Source organism: Lysinibacter sp. HNR (genome assembly GCF_029760935.1).
Classification (GTDB): Bacteria; Actinomycetota; Actinomycetes; order Actinomycetales; family Microbacteriaceae; genus HNR.
Genome location: NZ_CP121684.1, coordinates 2,315,984 through 2,338,348 on the forward strand (window position 1 = coordinate 2,315,984; position 22,365 = coordinate 2,338,348).

Below are 22,365 nucleotides of genomic sequence, written 5' to 3' on the forward strand. Positions count from 1 at the left end.
TAGCGCCCAAAGACACACGCTATCACGACCGGTTCTTGCGGGACGCCAGGAGGCCGATCACAGACCAGATGCTCCTCCAGCCCAGCAAGAAAAGAGCGGTAAAAAGCGCGCCAACAATGACAAAACTGAGCTGAACTCCCTGATCACTCACGACCCGCAGCAGCATCCCCACCACGATTGTTGCAATCCACACGGGAATACCGGGGCTTACCACGCGAGTCGGAAAACGCCAAGCCCTCACCGCCACCCAGCCCACGATGAGTCCCGTGGCAAACGGCCACACCGCGTTGAGCGTCCCGAGCGTAAACACACCCGCCTCGTGATTTCGCCGCCCGATCATGACAAAAATAACAACGCAGAGTATGTCAAGAAGAAGGGCCAGGATAATGACGCGGGGAGAAGTCCGGGGTCTTACCGCCCCGTCTGAATGCGCGCGTGAGCGCGCCGCCGAAGAAGTATGCACCCCACCAGCTTACGCACGCCCCGCCACAAGTTTCTATCACTTTACAAACGGGACGGTGTGCCCTCACCCGCGTTTGCACCCCACCGCTCTATCCTCAAGAAATGATTGATGATAGATACGGCCGTGACGTGCTCTCCGGTGATTGGAAGAACACAGCCGTGAGCACGCCCGAGACCGTCGAGGCAGTACTGGGCCTCACGGTAGAGCACACCGTCTCCGAGTGGTGCGGAGCCGTGGTGGGTTACTCCGGCGGTTATGTTGAGCTCGAGGACAGACTTCTCAAGGTGAGATCCTTTCCCCTCACTGACGGATTTCTCATCGATGGCAAGCCGGTAATACTTACCGTTCCTAGTGTCTCTCAAACGACAAACCCGGGGTCGGGCAGCAGAGCTAAAACCGCATCCGGCTCGTTTGCCGTTGCCCACGAACGAGCCAAAACCGCCCTTCCCAGTCGCATATTTGTGGAGGGAAGGCACGATGCCGAGCTCGTCGAAAAAATCTGGGGTGACGATCTCCGTGTTGAGGGGGTCGTGGTGGAGTACATTGAGGGGGTCGACAACCTAGAGGATATCCTCACGGAATTTGCACCGCACCGGGGACGACGCGCGGGGGTGCTTGTTGATCACCTAGTACCCGGCAGCAAAGAGAGCAGAGTGGCAGAGAAGATTATGACCGGGCCACACGGTAAAAACGTGCTGATCGTGGGACATCCCTTTGTTGACGTGTGGCAGTCGGTTAAACCGCAACGTCTTGGCCTAGACACGTGGCCGGTAATTCCCCGCACCGTCGAGTGGAAGAAGGGAATCTGCGCCGCCTTCGGCTGGCCCCACGAGACCCAAGCAGACATTGCCCACGCCTGGAAGAGGATTCTCGGCCGGGTGAGCTCATACAGTGATCTTGAACCCGACATCCTGGGACGCGTAGAACAGCTCATCGATTTTGTGACCGAACCCGAGTAAGGCTCTGCGGAGTATCATGGTAAAGGATGCCAAAACTGGAAGGGCGAGTCACCATGACCGTTGAATTTCTTGTGTTTCCCCAGTGGCAAGGGTCTAGCGCCTCTCGCGCGATGCTGCTGAGCGAGGGGGCACACCGCATAGCCGAAGAGTTGCCTCCGCTACAAAGCCGCTTTGTTGATGTTCTTCCCGAAGCGGGAGACAGCATCGGCACCCCCGTCAAACGGGTCTCGAGCCTGCAGTACGCACGCACCAGTGCCCAAAATATCCTCTCCAAAATAACAAGCACAGTAATCACCGTGGGGGGTGACCTCGCATCCGACCTCGCCGGAGCAGAATACGCCCTCTCAAAACACGGAGCGGAAAACGTGGCCGTGATCTGGTTCTCTGCGCGCGGCAATTTTGACACCCCGGAGACTGCACCCTCGGGAGCTTTCTCGGAGATGGCCCTGCGTGCGCTCCTCGGGGAGGGTTTAGAGCAGCTACTCCCCCGCGTCCCGGCGGTGAGTCGCAACGTAATCATTGCGGGGGTACGAGACTGCAGCGACAGCGAGCTTGCGAATCTCACGCGCGCGGGAGTCCAGATTCTCAGTCCCGTTGATCTTGAAGACCCGGAAACCCTGGCCCAAGCCGTCGCGGAAACCGGTGCGAGCCACGCTTATGTTCACATTGATCTGGCGGTTCTTGACCCTTCCGAGTATGTCTCCGTGCACTCTCCCGTTCCGTTTGGCCTCAGCGTTTCTCAGCTCAGCGGGGCGGTTCGAAGCATCTGGTCTGTGGCGGAACTTGCCGGCGGAGGGATCTATGAGTATGCCCCCGCGGGCTCCGAAAATTCGGAGGATGATCTCACCACAGTGTTGCGGCTCATTGCCGCGCTCACCGCATAGCTGCACACACGTGCCGCTCCACCCGCGCCCGTACAACCGCGCTATCACCCAATCTCATATCACACCCCAAGGATCACATCCGTGAGATCAATTCTTTTTAACTCTCTCCTCAGCCGCCTGGGATACTGGTACGCAACACTCGTTGGTTTTGTGTGGGGAAGCATCTGGAGCACCGGCCGAGTTGAAAGGCACAACGGACTCTTTGTGTTCCGCGGAATGCCCCGCTGGACCTTTAAACGGGGCGGAAGCTGTGTGGGGGCCTGCTATCTCACCGCTCACAATGTGAGTGCCGATGTACTCGAACACGAGGCCGTACACAAACAACAGTGGCAGAGATACGGAATCATTCTCCCTCTGCTTTACTGGGCGGAAGGGTCTAATCCCCTCCACAATAGGTTTGAGATCGAAGCCGGACTGCAAAAAGGCGGCTACCTCCGCTAGCCCAAATCCCTTGTGGATCGGCAGGAGAGCAAGGAGTGGGCCGCCCGGCAGCGCACGCTCGGTGTGATTCGGGAGCTGATCGCCGGGCTTTTGGTTGGAGAGCGGGAGCAGGTTCTCGGCGACACGGCCACTACCGCGTACAGGTTGGATGGGTGATCGGGCGAGTTTCTGCCCGAACTCTTTCGGGAGCAGCCCTCCCTTGGAACCCGATAAACATATGATGTCTATTGACCCTCCGGGCGCCTATCGATATTGACAATCGAAATTTTGGCTAATAATATCGGCTAAACACTAAAATCTCAGAGAAGAGGTAACGTGCTCATTAAAATACATCCGACCTTAACGAGTAAAGTTCTGATGCATTTAGGTCAGATGAGCCACTCCGATGCGGTTGTCATCGCAAACAATACGTTCTTCGTCGACCGCTTCGAACGCGACGACCTGGCGGAAGAGACCTACATCATGATCCGCACGGAGGAAACCCAAGCCCACGCGAATGCGCTGCTGCGCAAGGGACTCGCGCGACCAGACGATAACGAAGGGGTCGGGGGATGATGGCCGGGCATCCCCTTCTTGAGGTCACCGGGGCAAGCAAAAGCTTCCCCGGAGTCCTGGCCCTACAAGACGTTCACTTCGACCTGAGGCACAACGAAGTGCTGGCGCTCGTCGGCGAAAACGGTGCGGGAAAATCGACCCTGATGAAGCTCCTCTCGGGAATCTACACCCCCGATCGCGGCGAATTCTTCCTCAACGGAAAGCGCATCACCCCGGCACACCCGAGGCACGCCCAAGAACTCGGCATCAGCATTATCCACCAGGAGTTCAATCTCATGAACGACCTCACGGTGGCACAAAACATTTATATCGGCAGGGAACCGCGCGGTGCCGGATTCTTCGTGTCGGAAAAACGCCTGAACGAACAGGCCTCGCAGCTCTTCGGCCGCCTCCACCTCGACCTTGACCCCCGGCACCGCGTGGGAGAACTCACCGTTGCTCTCCAACAGATGGTCGAGATCGCCAAAGCGCTCTCGTTCAACGCTCGAATCCTCATCATGGACGAACCCACCGCCGCGCTCAACGACGCAGAGGTCAAAACGCTTTTCGAGCTTATCGCGCGTTTCAAAAGCCCCGAAACCGGGGTGATCTACATCTCTCACCGAATGGATGAGTTGAGCGAAATTTCCGACCGCATCACGGTTCTGCGAGACGGCAGCTACATTGACACGGTCAACACCGCCGAAACCGGGATGAAAACCGTGATCTCGCTCATGGTGGGCCGAGAGATCACGGGCGAGGTGCGGCCAGACCAGGCGGGGGAGGGGGCGACAACCCCCGAACCCGTTCTCGCCGTCAGCGGGCTCAGCACTAAGGCCCTTCTTCGAAACGTTAGCTTCGACCTGCGCCGGGGTGAAATACTTGGCCTGGCGGGGCTTATGGGGTCGGGTCGCACCGAGGTGGCCCGGGCCATCGTCGGGGCTGACCCGATCAAATCGGGCACGATCACCCTGCACGGAAAACCCGTTCGGATCGGAAACCCCGCGATCGCGGCCTCTCTCGGGATCGGCTACCTGTCTGAGGATCGCAAGGCCTTCGGCCTCCTCCTGGAACGAGACGTCTCCGAAAATATTGCGCTCAGCTCCCTCTCTTCGTTCAGCCGGATGGGCCTTGTGCGTTCCCGGGAGATCCGCCGGGCCGCAAGGGAATTGGTGGGCTCGCTCGCGATCAAAACACCGTCGATCACCCAGCAGGTGAAGAACCTCTCCGGGGGCAACCAGCAGAAGGTCGTGATCGCCAAGTGGCTGACAAAAGACTGCGACATTCTCATTTTTGATGAGCCAACGCGCGGTATCGATGTGGGCGCTAAAGAAGAAATCTATGCGCTACTGAACGAGCTGGTCGCGGGAGGAAAGTCGATCATCATGATCTCGTCTGAGCTGCCAGAGGTGCTGCGAATGTCGCACCGGATAGCGGTGATGAGCGAGGGAAGACTCACGGGCATCCTCGACAATCGAGAGGCAACGCAGGAAAACATTATGGAACTCGCCACGCGCGTCAGCGATGACAGGGGTGCGGGTTCACCGACAAACGACGAAGGAGTCCGCAGATGACAGCCGTAGAAACCCCTGCCCCGTCGGCCCTCGGAGGCCGATTCGCACACAAAATCCGCGGACAATTGCAGCAGCTTTTGGCCTTTGCCAGCCTGATTGCCATCGTGGTGTTTTTTGCGATTGCGAGCCCGCACTTTTTTACCACGTCTAATATCGTGAGCATCCTGGTCGCGGCTACCGTGACGGGAATCCTGGCGCTCGGCACCACGTTTGTGATCATCACCGGGGGAATCGACCTCTCCATCGGCACGGGCATGGTGCTCAGCGGTGTGATGACGGGGGTCTTTCTCACCTATTGGGGGTGGCCGCTGTGGGCCGGGGTGCTCGGGGCCGTCATGTTTGGCGCGCTGATCGGGTTTGTCAACGGGGTAAACGTGTCGATCCTGAAGATTCCGCCCTTCATCGCCACGCTCGCCATGATGCTTGTGGCAGCCGGTCTCTCGCTGGTGATCAGCGGAACCAAGCCGATCTACTTCACCGATACGCCCGGCTTCTCCTCCATCATGAACCTCTCGATCATTCCGGGTGCGCGCCTTCCCCTCGGTGTGGTCATCTTTCTCGGCATGATCGCGATCGCCGCGGTGCTACTCTCGTATACCGTGTTTGGGCGCTACACCTTCTCGATCGGAAGCAACGAGGCAGCCACAGCCCTCTCGGGTGTCAGCGTGGTTCGGTGGAAGGTGCTGATCTACACGGTTTCTGGCCTGTTCGTGGGTGTCGCCGGGGTGCTTTCCGCGTCGCGGTTGAGTTCGGCACAGCCCACGGGGGGAATGGGGCTCGAATTGGAGGCGATCGCGGCCGTCGTGATCGGCGGAACCTCGCTCCAGGGCGGAAAGGGTTCAATCGTGGGAACCGTGATCGGTGCCCTGATCATGGCCGTACTCACCAATGGTTTGCGCATCATGTCGATTCCGCAGGAATGGCAATCGGTTGCGGTTGGCGTGGTGATCTTGCTCGCGGTATACCTCGATATTTTGCGGCGGCGGGGTGCCTAGCGAGTTCCTCGCGGCGGATACCCAAAGACGGGGTGAGCCTTCGGTCTCATCACAAAACAACAGGAGAGTTCAGATGAAAATAACAAAGAAGTTTTTGACTCCGATAGCGCTGGCGGGAGCACTATTGGTTTCAACCGTGGGATGCACTGACGACGACGGTTCGGCCGGCGGCGGCAAGCCAACCATTGCCATCGTATCAAAGGGGTTTCAGCATCAATTTTGGCAAGCGGTGAAGCAGGGAGCGGAGCAGGCCGCGGCAGAGTTTAACGTCACCATCACGTTTGAGGGCCCGGACACGGAGTCGGATATTGACCAACAGATTCAGATGCTCCAGACCGCGCTCGATCGCAGACCTGCCGCCATCGGCTTTGCGGCGCTCGACAGCAGGGCCGCCGAACCGTTTTTGCAACAGGCAAAAGACGCCGGCATTCCGGTGATCGCCTTTGATTCTGGGGTAGACAGCAATATCCCCCTCACCACCGCATCGACCGATAACAGGGTGGCCGCGGCGGAGGCTGCGAAGCATATGGCCGATCTCATCGGCAACGAGGGCAAGGTGGCTCTTGTGATTCATGACCAAACCTCACTCACCGGAGTTGATAGGCGCGAGGGTTTTGTCGAGTACATCAAGAAGAATCATCCCAATATTGAGATTGTCGATATCCAATACGGCGGTGGCGATCAGGCCAAGTCTGCCGATCTAGCCAAAGCGATTCTCTCCGCAAACCCTGACCTCACGGGGATCTACGCGGGCAACGAGGGTTCCGCCGTCGGCGTGGTTCAGGCGGTAAGCGAGCTGGGCCGGGAGGGCGAGGTTTCCATCATCGGCTTTGACTCCGGGCACGCTCAGGTGAACACCATCAAGAGCGGCATCATGGCGGGAGCGGTCACGCAGAACCCGGTCGGTATCGGCTACGAAACGGTGAAGGCCGCGGTTGAGGCAATGAATGGCAAGACCCTACCCAAAAACATCGACACCGGGTTCTATTGGTATGACAAAACCAATCTGAGCGACCCAAAGATCGCCGCGGTTCTTTACGAATAGTTCTTGACGAATAACATAGTGCGTGTGGTAAGGGCCCCACGGTTACTTTCCGCTTTAGCCTCAGGGGGCGGGAGAAGGGAGCCACTGCGCTTTGCCGGTCACGAGGCGCGGTCGGATAAACCGGTGCCATTCCCGATTGTACGTGAAAAATTCGGGTTCCCGATTAGCTGGTGAGGTGGCGCGCACCAGACTGGTATGCTGCTTGCCGACAAAGCCTATGCCGCTGGTGTGAATCGTGACGACGTGTCGGCGCGATCGTCCCAGAGAAGACGCACAAACGAAAAGGCAACCGTGGCGGGAGGCTGTCACGAATCCCTATTCTGAGCAATACAGGGATTGGAATGGGTTGAGCGGGGGTTATGAGGAGACGCGCCCTAGAGGCTAAAAACGCTACCGGACATGATCGCTATCTCGGAGGTACAGTTACGAGACAGAGTATCGCGGAGTCTTGACACCAGATTGTCATCACCCATCAGCCATGCCTGCACGCGGGGCGCATCATCGCAGATCATCTCGCTAGCCCAGGCGGAGACCGCACGAGCAGTTTTATCTCCCGCCGCGCTCGTGATATGCGGATGCTGGCGGACAAGCCAGGTGACCACCATACGTGCGGGAACATCCAGATGGACAATCTGTTCTGATCGTTCAACCTCAATAAAGATTCTGCCGCTGGCGCACAGAGGAAGGGTTGCGATTCCCCACTCGACCTGAGTCAGAGAATTTTCGTCACCAACGATGAGGTACTGGGGAAGATCCAGTACTCTCTTACGGTGTGAACGACGAAGAGGTGACGACATAGTTTCCAAGTATAGGCCAGCCTCACCTTAGTTGGCTAGCCCCGATTAGGTAATTTTTTATGAGGCCCGCATCGTGGTGACGTATCTTTCAATGAGATGCAGAGCGCAGACAAAACAGTCAATCTTGTGAGGAGGCCGAAGCGTTTCGGCGCACACCGAAGGGGTGGGCGGTATAACCCGCCCACCCCTTCGGTCTCGCTAGAGTGCCTCTCCGCTTTCGAGCTCTTGTCTCGCGCCGGAGGTAACCCTACGGCGAGCAAGAAGCAGGGTACCCGCTGCAAGCAACGCAAGGGTTAAGAGGACAAACGGAAGCGTCTGAGATCCTGTTCGCGAAAGCTCCGACTGCGGTCGTGAGAGCGGCACTCCCGAGTTATCAGGATCAATTGAGGGACCCGGGTCTGCTATGGGCGGTAAAGCGACGACAAACCCCAAGGAGTAGTTGCTTCCACGCAGATCGGGCAGTCTATCGGGGGTGATGGAGTCAACCGTTGCTCGCGCCTCCAGCAACTCGTCGTCCTCGGGAAGCGTTTTAGTGCTGACCATAATATCGGTTGCCCAGGTCTCACCCGCGCTCAGCTCCCCAATCACACAGGCAAGCTCCAGATCATTCACCGTGCAGAGCGGATGATCCAGTACCATCTCAACCGCACCCGCATCCAGGTTAAACGTCGCGACAACACCCTCGGCGTCGTCTCCCTCGTTCCGTACGCCCAGCTCAAGATCAACAGGTGTTCCGGGCTCCACCGCCTCGGTGGGACCCGTGATCGAGGTGTACAGATCCGTCATCTGCAACTGGGCAACCCGCGCGGAGTTCGATGCCTGATTGTTACTCAGATCGGTGTCCGTTTCGGTTGATCCAACAATTCCCTCAATCGTGACCAGGGAACGTTCATCCCTATCATCGAGAGTCGCTGTAATTGAGCCGCTCAGCGTCTCATCAGTAAAGAGATTATTGGCATAGCAGTTCACGGTGAGACCCTCGACTACACAACCGGGAATATCCGTTGTCAGCGATTGGACCGGACCGTTTACCGTGTAGCTCGTACGAACATTACTCGCAAAATCGGTGGCGGAAAGCAGTGACACCTCTGTGGGAAACGTTACCGTCTCGTCACGGTTAAATACTCCTGAGGGGTCCGCAGCAGCCGGGTCGGGATCGTTAATCTCGATTGCAAGATCCACCAGCGGACCGGTGTCAGATCCCACCACATCAAGCCAGAACGGGGCAAAAACCACCTCGGCCTCCCACACGTTCTTCTGAGCGTCAGCTGGTTCTATCGGGTTGGTGTAGGTCACAACCGGTTCCGGGAGATCGATCCGGTATCCGGTTTCAAGTCCGCCAACTACCCCAACGTGAATTCCGATGTTGCTGATTGTTTGGCGCCGTGAATCATACGTGCACTGCACTTTCTGACCTGAAGCATCGGCAGGCCCGTCCAGGCGGCAGGAGGACGGCATTCCCCTCACGATAAGCTCCGGTGGAATCAGAATATCGGCGACCGTCCCGGGGAAGTCCGCGGGTCCTGCCTGTGAAACCCGATAGGTGAGTATGGTTGAGCCCAGAGAAGTTACCTGCTGGGAAGCGTATCGAATGGTGGTCTGCATAGACCCGTAGGTGTACATAAACATGTCGACGCTGGGGGCCGCAACCCCACTCAGATCAATGTTTCCGCCCACCAGGCTCGCGGTGAGAGTAACCGTGTTCGTGTCAAAAAGCCTGTAGTAATCCGCGGGAATGCCCATCACAAATTGCGGGCTGCGCACAACACTACCGGGATTAACCGTCAGCGGACCACAAATAACATGCCCACCCCTTCCATCGGGTTGTGTACAGTTTCCGCCCAGAACCGTCTGGAGAAGAAAATTCGACCCGTTGTTGCTGATGTCGTAGCGGATATATGCGTCGGTGATGGTCTCGGAACTCGTATTACGGATGCTGGCGGACAGTCCTCCCGTGTCCAGTCCCACCGATCGATCGTGCCCCCAGTTTTCCCACCGGAGCGTTGCGGGCGACGAGTCGTCCGCCTGTGCCGCCGCGGGGGCCGCAAATGTCATGGCGCTCCCCACGAGGACAAAGGCAAGTGTTCCCCCCAGCACTCTCGAAATTTTTCCCAACCTATTACTTATAAAATTCACGCGTCATTCTCCCCTAACAGTGTCATGCTTTTTCAAAGACCGAGTAGAACTCGAAATATTACTTAAAACCGCCAAAGCTTTCGGCCCGGGCGCAAACCACACCTAGGCTGGAGGGTATGGCACAATCACCGCAGGAACCCACGGAATTCTCTTTTCTCGCCGAAGACGCCGAGCGGTACGGTGTTACCCACCTGCCAGCGGTAACCCGGGTGACGGGTGCGGAGGGGCGCGTCAGCGCTCTCCTCTACGGGCGCGTAAAACCACGCGTGACGTTTCTGCACGGTGCGGGACTCAACGCCCACACCTTTGACCCGACTATTCTTATTCTGGAGGAGCCCGCGCTCAGCATAGACCTCCCCGGTCACGGCGATTCCGAGTGGCGGGCCGACGCCGACTACCGTCCACAAACGATAGCCGACGATGTGGCATTGATGATCGCAGAACGCACCGATCCCCACACCCCCCAGGTGCTGGTGGGACACTCCCTCGGTGGATTGGTGGCCACCGTTATAGCCGCCAACCGACCAGAGCTGATTACCGCCCTCGTCCTGGTTGATATTACTCCCGGGCTCACCCCCGAGAGCGGCTCGGAAGCGGTTCGCGAGTTCATCGCGGGTAAAGAAAGTTTTGCCTCGCGCGACGAGATTGTCGACCGTGCCATAGCTTTTGGGATCGGACACAACCGGGAAGTTCTCGCCCGCGGTGTTTTTCTTAATACCCGTCGGCGCACGGACGGGAGATTCGAATTCAAGCATCACCTCGCCAGGCTCGCCGCACTCACGGAGGTAGAGCCTTCGGAGTCAAGTAGCGCATTTTCTCAGAAGTACAGCGCTCTCTGGGAAACGCTCTCCTCGATTCGGATTCCCCTCACGCTGATTAGAGCATCAAACGGGTTTATTAGCGAGGAGGCCGCGAAGGAGTGGCGCACGCGCCTTCCCGAATCCCGCATCATCACGCTCACGGCAGGACACAACATCCAGGAACACGCCCCCGCAGAGCTTGCTGCGGCGATCCGCACAACACTCACGGAGTAAAGGTGCCCCGCACGCCCGCTACCCCACGAGAACGGACACCAGGCGTTCCAGATCAGCATCCGACATTCCTGCGGAACGTAGATAACTTTCAACGGAACCAAAACGCTTTTCAACGTGCAGCAGAGTACTCTCCATCGCCTCCGGCGGGCTACCGCCAAGAATCTTAAGCAGGTTGGGGGTCACCGGAATCCCAAAGGACTCCACCAATCGCACGTGTCGATCCAACCACTCGCCCTCCAGGTTTTTCTCCGTGAGGGAGTAGTCGTGGACTATATCGTCACGATCCACGCCCGCCACGGTCAGGGCAAACGCAATCAGGGTTCCCGTTCGATCCTTACCGGCGGTACAGTGCACCAGAACGGTATCGTCTCCCGTATCCGCGATCGCGGTGAGGGTGGAGGCGTAACTTACCGCGTAGTTATCAACCATGTCGCGATAAAAATCCTCGATACGCATGTTTGGACCCGTAAGCACCTCCTCCGAACCCTGGAAAATCGGAGAGGGAACGGTCGCCACGGAAAGACCCTGGATTTTATTAGGTGCGGCCGCGCGTTCCTTATTATCGCGCAGGTCAAAAATCGTTTTTATGCCCAGCTGAGAAAGGGTTTTTAAACCGGTGTCGGTGAGGTGGTGCAGACCGTCAGAACGCAGAAGCTTGCGTGACCTGATGCGCGCATCGCCCGCCCGCAACCCTCCCGAGTCCCTCATGTTGTAGAGGCCATCAACATCAATTGCACGATCAAGATCCTGGGTCATGACTCAATGATGCCAGGTTTTCATGCGGAGAGAGACATTGTTAGGCGGCAACCGCGTAGCATCGATACATGACCAAAATCCATGAGTTAGGTGCCGTCGAGCTACGAGACAGGCTTGCACGAGGAGAGCTTTCCCCCGTAACCGTGACCGAGCATTTTCTGGACAGAATCGCACAGCACAATCGCACAATCGAGGCGTTTGTAACGGTCACGGCGGACCGTGCCCTCGCCCGTGCTGCTCAGCTAGAGAGCGCCAGATCGCACACCTCGGAGTCTCGCTCCGCGCGGCTCCCCCTACTCTGGGGAATGCCGCTTGCCGACAAAGACCTCTCTGACCGCGAGGGCGTTCCCACTGGACTCGGGTCGCGCATTGGCGGCTCCATTCCCGCATCCTCCGACTATCTCACCCGCTCCATCGACACGGCGGGAGCCGTCAGCCTAGGGAAAACCGCTACCCCCGAGTTTGGGCTCTACGGCTACACCGAAACCGAAGACGGGGCTGCCGCACGGCACCCTCAGGCACCGGAGCTGGGGGCGGGAGGGTCAAGCGGCGGCGCAGCGGCAGCCGTTGCGGCCGGGCTTCTTCCCTTTGCCCCCGGAAGCGATGGCGGAGGCTCCATCCGTATCCCCGCGGCAACAACGGGTCTGGTGGGAATCAAGCCCAGTCGCGGGCTCGTCCCCGCCGACGCGGCCTCCCCACACACCCTCACGGGCGTTGTCTCAGGCCCCATAGCTCATACCGTGGCAGACGCCACACTCCTACTCGACGGGATGTTGCACCCCACCAGAGCCCGTTTTCTTCCGCTTCTCCCCCGCGCCCCGCACACCCTCACAATCGGCACCACCCTCGCGTCTCCGTGGGACAACCACTTCCCCGTTCAGGTCGAACCAGGCGCCCAGGCAGCCTTTCACCGGGCACTCACGGTGCTTGCCGGCCTGGGTCACCGTGTGTTGCCCGATAGCGCGCGCTACCCCGACTTCGACTACTCGTCCATGTTTACAATTGCGTGGCAGCGAGCCGCCGCCTCCATCCCGGTGAGTGATACGCAGGAGGATCTCCTGGGGCCTGTCACCCGCGAGCTCATACACCGCGGGCGGGCGCTCAGCGATGAGCAAAGCCAGCTCAACGACCACAACCTGGGCTACTACGGGGCGGAACTTCGAAGGTTATTTGCGGAGTTTGACGTTGTGATCACACCGGCGCTCGCACAGGGACCGCGCCCCGTGGGGTCATACTCAAGGGACACAGACACAAACTTTTCCCAGCAGGTGTGTTATTCCCCACACACCTCGGCTATTAACGTGGCCGGGCTGCCCGCCGTGGTTGTTCCCGTGGGACGGTTCTCGGTTCCCCACTCCGAGCTCCCCCTCCCCGTGGGGGTTCAGCTTATCGGACGCTTTGGCGACGAAGCCCTCCTGCTTCGTCTGGCGTCCCAGCTAGAATCCGCACTGGGAGAGTAGCCTGTCCCACGAGCCAGGGTGTATTGTCACGTTTGATTACCCCAGCCGGACGGTACGCGTCAGGCACCCACCGCGCGCAGCTCGGTCACAATCGTAAATCCCGCGGTTCCATACGCTACCCGAATCGCGGAGAATCCGGGAAATAGTGTGCGCATAACGACCTGCATATCCACCAAAACTCTCAGCGAAACTCCCCTCTTTTGCGCAGCGTCGGACGGGAGGATCACCAGTTCCGCGGCGGTCTCTAACCCGTTTTCCCGCAGGGCGTTCACAAGCACAACCCGCACCTGTTTGAGGACCTCATCCGCCGGAATATGAACGGTCTTCACCGTAACCGTCGCCGCTAGACGTGGGGCAACACCATCACGCCGATCAGCCTCCGGGTCAGTTGTGAGCCTCACAGCAAGGGTCACCGTCTTAAACAGCGCCGCCGCAAGCTTAAGGGCGGGCCCTTCTGCGGGAACCCTGGCTAAGACGAGGTCTAGGAGGTATTCTCCCTCGGCCTCGCGTATATTATCGATAAAATCGGGCGCCCACTGCGAGGCCAGCGCCACAACCTCCGGGGGAGAGAGTTCGATCTGCATAGTCTCTGATACTAGCGGTAAATGTGTCACAGAAGGTGACGATGCGCTACTGATCGAGCGCGGGTACAGATTCGAGCAGTCTGATCGTGTAGGGATGATCCGGGTTACTCAGGACGCGCGCGACGGGTCCGTGCTCCACGATACGCCCCTCCGTCATCACGTGAACGGTGTCGCTCATGCCCTGCACCATCCCGATGTCGTGTGACACGATCACCAGGGTAAGGCTGAGCTCTGTGCGGAGCTCCCGGAATAGGTCGAGAACCTGGGTTCTCACCGTCACGTCAAGAGCGCTCACAGGCTCGTCTCCCACGAGGAGGCGCGGCTTGTGTGCAATGGCTCGAGCCAGGGCGATACGCTGCCGCTGTCCCCCCGAGAACTCGTTTGGGTACCGCTCCGCGCTGCTCCCGGAAAGTCCCACCTGGTCGAGCACCTCTGCAACGCGTGCGCTGTGGCTGCCGGGAATGTCCAGGGCGCGAAGCGGCTCGGCAATGATATCGAAGGCCGTCATCCGGGGATCAAGCGAGGCGTATGGGTCCTGAAACACAATTCCGCTCTGCCTGCGAAGCCACAGCATCCGGTCTTTTCTGTTGTTCACAACCGCGCGTCCATCAAACGTCACGGTTCCTGACGTCGGTGTACCCAGCCCCAGAAGGATTCGAACGAGGGTACTCTTACCCGAACCCGACTCACCTATTACGGCCACCGACTCCCCCTCGTGCACGGTGAGCGAAACGTCGCAGAGGGCGTGCCTGATCGGGGTGGGACCAAGAAGTTTTGAGCGCGGAAGCCGGTAGTCGCGCACGATGTTTTTTGCCACGATGAGCGGAGTTTTTTCAGCCATCCATGCCTCCCCGTGATTTGTCCACCGCTTCGCCCAGCTGTTTTTCCGATGCTTCGCCTACCACCCCGCCCGGCAGGGTTGCCGCGGCTCTATTCGACGGTTTCTTCCACGACAGTTCCCTGGCCGCAGACACCAGAGCCTGAGTCACCGAGTGACGAGGAGAACGTAACACCGTGGAAGCGGTACCCCTTTCAATAACCCGCCCCTCGTGGAGCACGATCATCTGGTCTGCAACCTGCGAGAGAACGGCCAGATCATGGGTGATAAAGACCAGGCTCATTTCTGTGCTGTCTGTGAGCCTGCGAAACAGGGCCAGTATCTCTTTTTGCACGGTAACGTCGAGGGCGGTTGTGGGTTCGTCCGCGATGAGTATTCTCGGGTTTGTTGCGATCGCCGCCGCGATGGCCGCGCGCTGTCGCTGCCCTCCCGACACCTGGTGCGGATAGGCGCGAACAATCGAATCCGGGTTTGGCAAGCCAACGCGGGTGGCCAGTTCGATAGCGGTGGCCCTCTCCTCAGCCCGGGTTAGAGAATAGTGGATACGCAGGGCCTCCGTCATCTGTTTACCCAGGCGACGAAGCGGGCTCAGCGCGGTTTGTGGTTCCTGGAAAACGATACCGATCTGGTCACCGCGGATCTGGGCAAGCTCGCGGTCAGCAAGACCAACAAGCTCACGATCGCCGTAGCGGATACTTCCGGTCACGGACGCCCCCTCGGGCAGTAGACCCAGAATCGCCAGAACCGTGAGCGACTTGCCAGACCCGGACTCACCGATAATGCCAAATGATTGCCCAGCGGGAATGCTAAAACTCACGGAGTCGACCACCCGCCTGCCGCGCAGCTCGATGGTGAGATCGGTAACCTCGAGGTTCATCGCGGTCCGCCCAGGGTTCGAAGCTGACGCAGGGTTCGATTCGTCCCGGCGTAGCGGGTGAGCTTGGGATCGGTAACTTCGCGCAGGGCATCACCAATCAGGTGAAAAGCCAAAACCGTCACGGTGATAGCTAGGCCCGGCCAGACCACCGCGAAGGGATGCTCTATCACAAAGGACTGGGTTTCCTGAAGCATCCGACCCCACGAGGGGGTCGCGGCTGGCGCCCCAAAACCCAGGTAGCTGAGCCCCGCCTCGGCCAGCAGGGACACGGCCGCCGTGAGCGAGAGCTGCACGATCAAAACCGGGGTAACCCCCGGGAGAACGTGCCTCCGCAGAATCCCGCCTCGGGTCACCCCCGCTGCCCTCGCCGCCAGAATAAAGTCGGCACCCGCAACCTGCCGCAGCTCCGGTCGCAAAACCCGGGCGATGTTTACACCGTTGCTGATTCCCACGGCCACGATGACCACGCCGATCGATCCCCCCAGGCTTGCCACCATCATCATGGCGAGGAGCAGCGTGGGAAACGCGATGAGAACATCAATAAGAACGGCGATGGGCTCACGCACCCACCGCGAGGAAAAAGCGCCAAGAACACCAAAAATGCTTCCCACAACCGCCGCGAGAAGAGTAGAACCGGCCACCACCAGCACGGCAACTTGAGCACCGACCATGAGGCGCGAGAAAATATCCCGACCCACGTTGTCGGTACCCAAAAGATGCTCAAACGATGGGGGTTGCCAGCGGGCAAAGGCGTCTGCGCTATTGGGGTTGTAGGGGGTCCAAAACAGCGACACAATCGCGGTGACCACGATAAGGGCGATCACTACCAGGGCGGCGACCCCCGTACGGTGCCGAATCAACCGAGCGAACCAGGATTTTCGGGGCTTTGCGGTGTGCACGTTCATCGCCCCCTCCCCTCCCAGCTATTGTCAAGCTGCCGGGGATCAATTATACGGTGCAAAATATCGACCAGAGTTCCAATGATGAGGATCATCGCGGTGATCACCAACACCTCACTCTGCACCTTTGACAGATCTCGATTACCCACGTCAACAACCAGCATTCGCCCCACACCCGGCAGGTTGTAGAGCTGCTCAACAACCACCGCACCCACCACGAGGGCGGCAATCTGAAGCCCCAGAACCGACACGAGGGAGAGGCCCACAACGGGAAGTCCCCGGGTAATAAGTGCGCGCGTGTGGGTGAGACCCCGGGCAGCGGCCGTGCGCACGTGGTCGGCGCCGAGCGCCGAGAGCGTTGCGCTGCGCACAAAACGCAGCAGCACCGCCCCCTCAATCAGACCGATCGTGAGGGCTGGAAGAATCAGAGAACGCAGCGCGGTGCCCGGCTCTGCCCACCCTCGCAACGGGAACCCCTGTGCGGGAAACAACCCCAGGCCCCCCGAAAAAATCGCGATCAGCATGAGGCCCGCCCACACCACGGGCACCGCGGCGGCGGTAATTGATAGAACCGTGATCGCACGGCCTACAAAACGTCGGTGCCACACCGCCGCAAGAATACCCAGCGGAAAGGCGATCACTCCCCCGATAAAGAGCGCGAGTAAGGCAAGCGGCCCCGTCACCTGAAGTCTTTGTAGGAGTTCCTCGGCAACAGGGGTGTTTGTGACCACGGAATTGCCCAGGTCGAGACGCAGGAGTCCCCAGACCCACTCACCGTATTGGGTCCAAAGCGGCTGACTCAACCCCAAAGATTCACGGATGGCCTCCACCCGTTCGGGGGTCGCCTCAGTTCCCGCTATCGTCTGCGCAACATCACCCGGCAAGACTCGCAGGGCAACAAAAATGACCACGCTGGCTACAAACAGCCCCCCAAGCAGATTGAGGAACCGAACAATTATAAATCGGGTCACTTCATTACTGTAACGCCGGCAACGTTCAAGCGTGCGTTGGTGCCCTGCACGGGAAAGTTCTTTACCCGCTCGTTAACCGCCGTGATCGGGGTGAGGTTATAGACCCACTTAGCCGGGGCGTCCTCGGCCACAATCTGTGCGGCACTCGCCAGGAGATCATCAACCTGACGTTCGTCTGTTGCCCGGAGCGCCTGATTGTACAGACTGGTGACCTCGGGGTTGCTGTATCCAAAGTAGTAGTCAGGATTGGTGTAATTGACAAGGTCACGCTCTTCAACGTGGTTCACGTAGCTCAGGTCAAAATCGTGGTTGGTGTATACATCCTGCAGCCACGTTGCAAACTCAACCTGTCGGAGTTGGAGTGTGATTCCCACATCTGCCAGCTGTGAGACCAGCAGGTTGGGAACCGTCAACTCGTAGGTGTTTGAGAGCGTAAGCGTCAATGTGATGTTTTGTTGCCCCGTCTCTTGAAGAAGTTTTCTGGCGTTTTCGGGATCGTAGGCGTTGATCTTTGTGAGGTCACGATACCCGGGATCCGTCGGGGGTATCGGCCCGCCCAGGGCCCTGCCGGTGCCGTCAAGCGCCTCAATAATTGCTTCCTGATCAATCGCCTGGCTGATGGCGGTACGCACGCGCTCATCGGTAAAGGGAGCCTTGGCGTTGTTGTACGCGAGGGTAAACACATCGGAACTATCACCCGTGTGAAGCGTGAACTCCGGACCGTTTTCATACCGGCCCTTGAGCGTTCCCGGAACGGCGGTCTGTACATCAATATCGCCGCTCAGGGCAGCATTGATCGCCGCGTTGGGGTCGGTTATGTAGAGAAAATCAACCGTCTTCACCCCCGCGCTTTTACCGTAATAGTCATCAAAACGGGTGAGGGAGAGGGAGTCTCCCTGCCTCCAAGTACCCAGAGTGAAGGGTCCCGTCCCGTTGGTAGAGTCCCTGTAATTAATGGTTGCAGCCTGTTCATAAATGAGACCGGCACGACCGGTAAGCGACCACAGGAGCATGGAGTTGGACTCATCCAGGGTGAGCACCACCGTGTTATCATCACTCGCGGTGATCGCAGTCACTCCCGCAAGCGCAGCACTACCCTTGAAGGAGACATCGTCACGCGTTGTGGTGAGAGACCCGACGACATCGTCGATTGTCATGTGAGCCCCGCTGTGAAAGACAACATCGTCGCGCACTTCAAAGGTGTAGGTAAGCCCATCATCCGACACCGAATACTTGCTGGCGAGCGCGGGAACAATCTCGGACTCCGGGGTGAGGGCGATCAGCCCCTGATAGACGTTGCCAATAAGGGCCTGGTCCAGCGCAGCACCCGATGTTTTTTGGATGTCGAGGTTGGTGGGACCTAAGACTAAGCCAACACGGAGCGTACCGTCCACGTCGACAGTATCCGAGGGCGGAGCCGCCTGTTCGGAGGAGAGCTGGTTCCACAGGAGTGCTCCGCCCACAACGGCTAACACGGCAACAATCGCAATGACAGCGTAGAGGGGTCCCCTCTTTTTGCGTGATTTCTTCTCAAATGTGAGATTTCCCGGGCCTGTTGGTTCTGCTGGAGTCGGTGCCTGAGACATTCGTGTGCTTTCGTAAAAGGGCGCGTGCTGTTTACACGCTGGGGTTAATATTATTCGACTTCAGTCCCAAAAGGTATGTCTGGGTGGGTTTGTCATGCCTGTCGTTTTGCGTCAAGTGCGGCTTGGTAGAGATCACGTTTACCGTGGCCGGTGTGTTCCGAGACCTCAGCCGCAGCATCTTTGAGCCGCGTCCCCTCCGCAACCAGCTCACGCACACGGGCAACAGCCTCGTCAAAACCGACCGACCTGCGCCTCGCACCCTCAACAACCAGGCAGATCTCTCCGCGTACCCCACCCGCCGCCCACTCGGCAAGCTCCTCGGCCGTACCCCGAACGACTTCTTCGTACATCTTGGTGAGTTCCCGGCACACGGCAACGCGCCTAGACCCGCCAAAAGTCGCGGCAATATCGGTAAGGGAGGAGGCCAGACGGGCGGGCGACTCGAAGAAGACCATGGTTCGGTTCTCCGCAGCAAGCTCGGTGAGCAGAGCAAGACGCTCACCCTGCTTGCGGGGTAAAAAACCCTCAAAAGAGAAACGGTCCGTGGGCAGCCCAGAAACCGCGAGCGCCGTGATGACCGCGGAGGGGCCGGGGAGAGCTGTGACTCGCACCCCCTTCTCGGCGGCCAGGGTAACCAGGTGGTAGCCGGGGTCTGAAACGGTGGGCATTCCGGCGTCGCTCAGCACAACGATGTCGATATCCGCAGCCTCTGCCACCAGCGTAACCGCACGCTCCCTCTCGTTGTGGTCGTGCAGGCTGACGATTCGGGGGTGATTGGTGATGCCCAGCGAGCGCAGGAGGTGCGCTGCGGTTCGGGTATCCTCAGCCGCAAGCACGGTTGCCCCCTCCAGCGTCTCCACAAGACGACGAGAGGCATCACCAAGATTACCGATTGGTGTGGCGGCAAGAATTATCATCCTCCCAGATTACTTCCTCCACGGACGAGTATCACCCTGTGCTGACCTCTAAAGAGGGAACGCTAACATAAGGTTCGTGACTATCCCACAATCCCTGCCGGAACACCGCGCACCACAGACGTCGCAGATTTCGCGACGGGTACCACACACGCGGCGGTTCGCACGGCTTCAGGGAACCGTGGCAAGATGGTTGCTGAGCTGGCGCTGGCTTGTGAGGCGCTGGACCACGAACCCGGTGAAACGGAGAAGGCTGGGCTGGTATGCCATCTGGGGTGTCACGCTTTTAGCGGCGATTGCACGCCTGTGGAATCTGGGGCACCCCAATTTTCTGGTTTTTGATGAGATCTACTATGTACGCGACGCGTACAGTCAACTTCTTTTTGGCTATCCCACCCGCTGGCCGGAAGGTCTGGGGGAACTTTTTGGCTCGGCGGAGCTTGCTCGGGTTCTTCCCGACGCGTCGTATGTGGTGCATCCCCCGCTGGGTAAGTCGCTGATCGGTCTGGGGATGCTCGTTCTTGGGGCCGACAACGGTTGGGGCTGGCGCATCAGCACGGCGCTGATAGGTGTGGCCGCCGTCTTTGTCCTCATGATGCTGGCACGACGATTGTTTCGCTCCACCCTGATCGCCGTTTTTGCCGGTTTTCTCATGGCGATCGACGGCCTCGCAATCGTGATGTCGCGGATCAGCCTGCTCGATAACTTCCTGATGTTCTTTGGCCTTCTGGGCGCGTGGCTTGTTGTGCTCGACAGGGAAAGATATCTTCGCCGCTGGCAGTCCTGGCTCCGTCAACATCCCACCCCGGGGTCACGCGGTGAGTGGGGACCGGTCCTGTGGAACAGGCCGTGGTTGATTGCCGCGGGGGTCGCGTTTGGGCTGGCCACCGGGGTCAAGTGGTCGGGACTATATTTTCTTGCCGCCTTTGGTCTGTACGTCGTGATATACGATCTGGTGCTGCGCCGTCGAGCGGGCCTCAGCATGTGGTTTAGCGCCACCGTGGTACGACAGGGTATTCCAGCGTTTATTGCGATGGTTCCCGTGGCGTTTATCACCTATCTCACCACGTGGACGGGGTGGATCCTCACCTCCGAAGGGTGGAACCGCGGGTGGGCTGGTCAGCCGGGTAACGCCGCAACCGGCTTCTTCTCCTGGGTGCCACACTGGGCACAGAGCCTCTGGAACTATCACGTGACCATGTTTGGGTGGCACTCGAATCTGCAGCAGGAGCATCCCTATCAGGCGCATCCGCTCACCTGGCCTCTCGCGCTTCGCCCCACCAGCATGTACTTTGAGTCCTTTGAACCGGGTAAAGACGGGTGTGTGGGATCCACCTGCAGCGAGGCAATCAGCTCACTTCCCAATCCGCTTCTGTGGTGGGCGGGGCTCGCCGCCATCGTCTATCTGGTCTATCGACTGCTGCGCTATCGAGACGGCATCTCCTTTTTTATTCTTGTTGGGGCCGCCAGCGGATACCTGCCGTGGCTGCTCACCTGGGATCGCACGGCGGTGTTCCAGTTCTACACGATTGCCTACGCACCCTTTGTGTATCTTGCCCTCGCCTACACTCTGGGTTGCATTCTCGGGCGTTTCCGCCCCCTCCGCCCGCACACCGGGGGAAACCGGCTTGGGCCGTCCTCAATCGAGACATCGTTGACTGTCGAACCGAGCCCGCTGGCACACCAAAAAACCGCGGGGAAAAACACCGCAGGACGCTACTGGGTCATCATGATTCTGCTGGTGTTCACGCTCGTGAGCATCTATTTTTACCCGGTGTGGACGGGACAGCGCACCAGTTTCTTCTTCTGGCAGATGCACATCTGGATCCCCCGTTTCCCACTGCCCGGCGGCGGATCGATCGGTTGGAACTAGGCCGTCTGAGGTGCCGTGTCGCTCATCCCTCAGCAGTCCCAACCGTTAGCGCAGACGAAATGCACGATGCGTACCACGGCGCCCGTGATTGCTGTCACACAGAGTCGTTAAATGCGGCGAGCTTCACAAGATCGCGGCGGACCTGCTCCGGTGTATGAGGAACGGTGTCGAGAGTGTGGTGCGTGGATGCGCCTTCGATATAGGTATTGATTGCCCGGGCAGCCTCATCGTCAAAATGGTCACGGAGCGCGGTATAACCGGCATCAATCATCTCGTGTACGAGGGGACGAAACTCGGCACGGCGAGCGGAGATCGCGTAGAGCTCGTAGGTGAGAGGATAAATGTTCTGGTCGGCTCCAAAATCATCGTATATCAGGGAGACGACGGCTTCGATGGCTTCTTCGGCTCCCGTCACGTTACGTAGCCTGGTCTCAACGAGGGCCAGTATCTGCAGGGCAAAGCGATGAAAAGCTTCGTAGATAAGCTGGTCGATGCCGGTGAAGTGGTAGGTCATTGATCCCAGGGGGACACCACAGCGTTTGGCTACCACTCGGTGCGACGTTCCCGCGACCCCAAACTCGGCGATGCACTCCATAGCGGCATCAATGATTCGATCGCGGCGACCCTCGTCGACCTGGTTGACCATATTCCTCGACTCTCCCGGCTACGTCATTCTCTGGGTCCAGATAGTGCGAGCCTACACGATCCTCTGCGGCGGAGGTGGCTCCGTCAGGGCGGCCACCTC

Annotated in this window: 22 protein-coding genes; 10 read left to right on the top strand and 12 right to left on the bottom strand. The window is 59.0% G+C overall.

The features are described 5' to 3' along the window. Positions 1-22: 22 nt before the first annotated feature. On the bottom strand, positions 23-463 hold the full coding sequence (locus FrondiHNR_RS10600; protein WP_279352734.1) for a DUF3054 domain-containing protein: 441 nt from the start codon (positions 461-463) through the stop codon (positions 23-25). Between the two features lie 101 nt (positions 464-564). On the opposite strand from FrondiHNR_RS10600, the gene FrondiHNR_RS10605 reads away from it, so the two are divergent. From FrondiHNR_RS10605 to FrondiHNR_RS10635, 7 genes are all read left to right on the top strand, one after another. After that, positions 565-1,422, top strand: coding sequence for a DUF3097 domain-containing protein (locus FrondiHNR_RS10605; RefSeq protein WP_279352735.1), 858 nt, complete (start codon positions 565-567; stop codon positions 1,420-1,422). 53 nt (positions 1,423-1,475) lie between these two features. Then, positions 1,476-2,306 carry an arginase family protein gene (locus FrondiHNR_RS10610; protein WP_279352736.1) on the top strand — a complete coding sequence of 277 codons (831 nt, stop codon included), beginning with the start codon at positions 1,476-1,478 and terminating at the stop codon, positions 2,304-2,306. A gap of 81 nt (positions 2,307-2,387) precedes the next feature. After that, positions 2,388-2,747, top strand: a complete 360-nt coding sequence (locus FrondiHNR_RS10615; protein WP_279352737.1) for a Fe-S oxidoreductase — start codon at positions 2,388-2,390, stop codon at positions 2,745-2,747. A gap of 315 nt (positions 2,748-3,062) precedes the next feature. Further along, positions 3,063-3,302 carry a hypothetical protein gene (locus FrondiHNR_RS10620; RefSeq protein ID WP_279352738.1) on the top strand — a complete coding sequence of 80 codons (240 nt, stop codon included), beginning with the start codon at positions 3,063-3,065 and terminating at the stop codon, positions 3,300-3,302. Continuing rightward, positions 3,299-4,855, top strand: a complete 1,557-nt coding sequence (locus FrondiHNR_RS10625; RefSeq protein WP_279352739.1) for a sugar ABC transporter ATP-binding protein — start codon at positions 3,299-3,301, stop codon at positions 4,853-4,855. The genes FrondiHNR_RS10620 and FrondiHNR_RS10625 overlap by 4 nt, the downstream gene beginning before the upstream one ends. Further along, positions 4,852-5,850, top strand: a complete 999-nt coding sequence (locus FrondiHNR_RS10630; protein ID WP_279352740.1) for an ABC transporter permease — start codon at positions 4,852-4,854, stop codon at positions 5,848-5,850. The genes FrondiHNR_RS10625 and FrondiHNR_RS10630 overlap by 4 nt, the downstream gene beginning before the upstream one ends. A gap of 73 nt (positions 5,851-5,923) precedes the next feature. Continuing rightward, positions 5,924-6,895, top strand: coding sequence for an ABC transporter substrate-binding protein (locus tag FrondiHNR_RS10635; RefSeq protein WP_279352741.1), 972 nt, complete (start codon positions 5,924-5,926; stop codon positions 6,893-6,895). A 374-nt stretch (positions 6,896-7,269) separates the two neighbouring features. Here FrondiHNR_RS10635 and FrondiHNR_RS10640 read toward each other — a convergent pair whose 3' ends face one another. Further along, positions 7,270-7,692, bottom strand: a complete 423-nt coding sequence (locus FrondiHNR_RS10640) for an SIP domain-containing protein (protein ID WP_279352742.1) — start codon at positions 7,690-7,692, stop codon at positions 7,270-7,272. 198 nt (positions 7,693-7,890) lie between these two features. Next, positions 7,891-9,828 carry a hypothetical protein gene (locus FrondiHNR_RS10645; RefSeq protein ID WP_279352743.1) on the bottom strand — a complete coding sequence of 646 codons (1,938 nt, stop codon included), beginning with the start codon at positions 9,826-9,828 and terminating at the stop codon, positions 7,891-7,893. Between the two features lie 116 nt (positions 9,829-9,944). On the opposite strand from FrondiHNR_RS10645, the gene FrondiHNR_RS10650 reads away from it, so the two are divergent. Next, on the top strand, positions 9,945-10,862 hold the full coding sequence (locus tag FrondiHNR_RS10650) for an alpha/beta hydrolase (RefSeq protein ID WP_279352744.1): 918 nt from the start codon (positions 9,945-9,947) through the stop codon (positions 10,860-10,862). 18 nt (positions 10,863-10,880) lie between these two features. Here FrondiHNR_RS10650 and FrondiHNR_RS10655 read toward each other — a convergent pair whose 3' ends face one another. After that, on the bottom strand, positions 10,881-11,618 hold the full coding sequence (locus tag FrondiHNR_RS10655) for a tyrosine-protein phosphatase (RefSeq protein WP_279352745.1): 738 nt from the start codon (positions 11,616-11,618) through the stop codon (positions 10,881-10,883). Between the two features lie 68 nt (positions 11,619-11,686). Between FrondiHNR_RS10655 and FrondiHNR_RS10660 the strand changes: the two genes are divergently transcribed. Then, on the top strand, positions 11,687-13,078 hold the full coding sequence (locus FrondiHNR_RS10660; RefSeq protein WP_279352746.1) for an amidase: 1,392 nt from the start codon (positions 11,687-11,689) through the stop codon (positions 13,076-13,078). A 59-nt stretch (positions 13,079-13,137) separates the two neighbouring features. Here FrondiHNR_RS10660 and FrondiHNR_RS10665 read toward each other — a convergent pair whose 3' ends face one another. The 7 genes from FrondiHNR_RS10665 to rsmI form a co-directional block, all read right to left on the bottom strand. Then, positions 13,138-13,662 carry a hypothetical protein gene (locus tag FrondiHNR_RS10665; RefSeq protein WP_279352747.1) on the bottom strand — a complete coding sequence of 175 codons (525 nt, stop codon included), beginning with the start codon at positions 13,660-13,662 and terminating at the stop codon, positions 13,138-13,140. Between the two features lie 46 nt (positions 13,663-13,708). Further along, positions 13,709-14,503: an ATP-binding cassette domain-containing protein gene (locus tag FrondiHNR_RS10670; RefSeq protein ID WP_279352748.1), complete on the bottom strand. Its 795-nt coding sequence runs from the start codon at positions 14,501-14,503 to the stop codon at positions 13,709-13,711. Then, positions 14,496-15,377 carry an ABC transporter ATP-binding protein gene (locus FrondiHNR_RS10675; protein ID WP_279352749.1) on the bottom strand — a complete coding sequence of 294 codons (882 nt, stop codon included), beginning with the start codon at positions 15,375-15,377 and terminating at the stop codon, positions 14,496-14,498. Before FrondiHNR_RS10675 ends, FrondiHNR_RS10670 begins: the two co-directional genes overlap by 8 nt. Beyond that, the gene (locus FrondiHNR_RS10680) at positions 15,374-16,282 is read right to left on the bottom strand and encodes an ABC transporter permease (protein WP_279352750.1); all 909 of its coding nucleotides are present in this window, start codon (positions 16,280-16,282) and stop codon (positions 15,374-15,376) included. Before FrondiHNR_RS10680 ends, FrondiHNR_RS10675 begins: the two co-directional genes overlap by 4 nt. Next, positions 16,279-17,247, bottom strand: a complete 969-nt coding sequence (locus FrondiHNR_RS10685; protein WP_279352751.1) for an ABC transporter permease — start codon at positions 17,245-17,247, stop codon at positions 16,279-16,281. Before FrondiHNR_RS10685 ends, FrondiHNR_RS10680 begins: the two co-directional genes overlap by 4 nt. After that, positions 17,244-18,833, bottom strand: a complete 1,590-nt coding sequence (locus FrondiHNR_RS10690) for an ABC transporter substrate-binding protein (RefSeq protein ID WP_279352752.1) — start codon at positions 18,831-18,833, stop codon at positions 17,244-17,246. The genes FrondiHNR_RS10685 and FrondiHNR_RS10690 overlap by 4 nt, the downstream gene beginning before the upstream one ends. A gap of 92 nt (positions 18,834-18,925) precedes the next feature. Continuing rightward, complete coding sequence (gene rsmI, locus FrondiHNR_RS10695; protein WP_279352753.1) at positions 18,926-19,750, bottom strand: 16S rRNA (cytidine(1402)-2'-O)-methyltransferase; 825 nt, start codon at positions 19,748-19,750, stop codon at positions 18,926-18,928. A gap of 76 nt (positions 19,751-19,826) precedes the next feature. Between rsmI and FrondiHNR_RS10700 the strand changes: the two genes are divergently transcribed. Beyond that, positions 19,827-21,620 (top strand): phospholipid carrier-dependent glycosyltransferase, encoded by a 1,794-nt coding sequence (locus tag FrondiHNR_RS10700; RefSeq protein ID WP_279352754.1) that lies wholly within the window; start codon positions 19,827-19,829, stop codon positions 21,618-21,620. Between the two features lie 94 nt (positions 21,621-21,714). Here FrondiHNR_RS10700 and FrondiHNR_RS10705 read toward each other — a convergent pair whose 3' ends face one another. After that, positions 21,715-22,266: a TetR family transcriptional regulator gene (locus FrondiHNR_RS10705; RefSeq protein WP_279352755.1), complete on the bottom strand. Its 552-nt coding sequence runs from the start codon at positions 22,264-22,266 to the stop codon at positions 21,715-21,717. Positions 22,267-22,365: the final 99 nt, after the last annotated feature.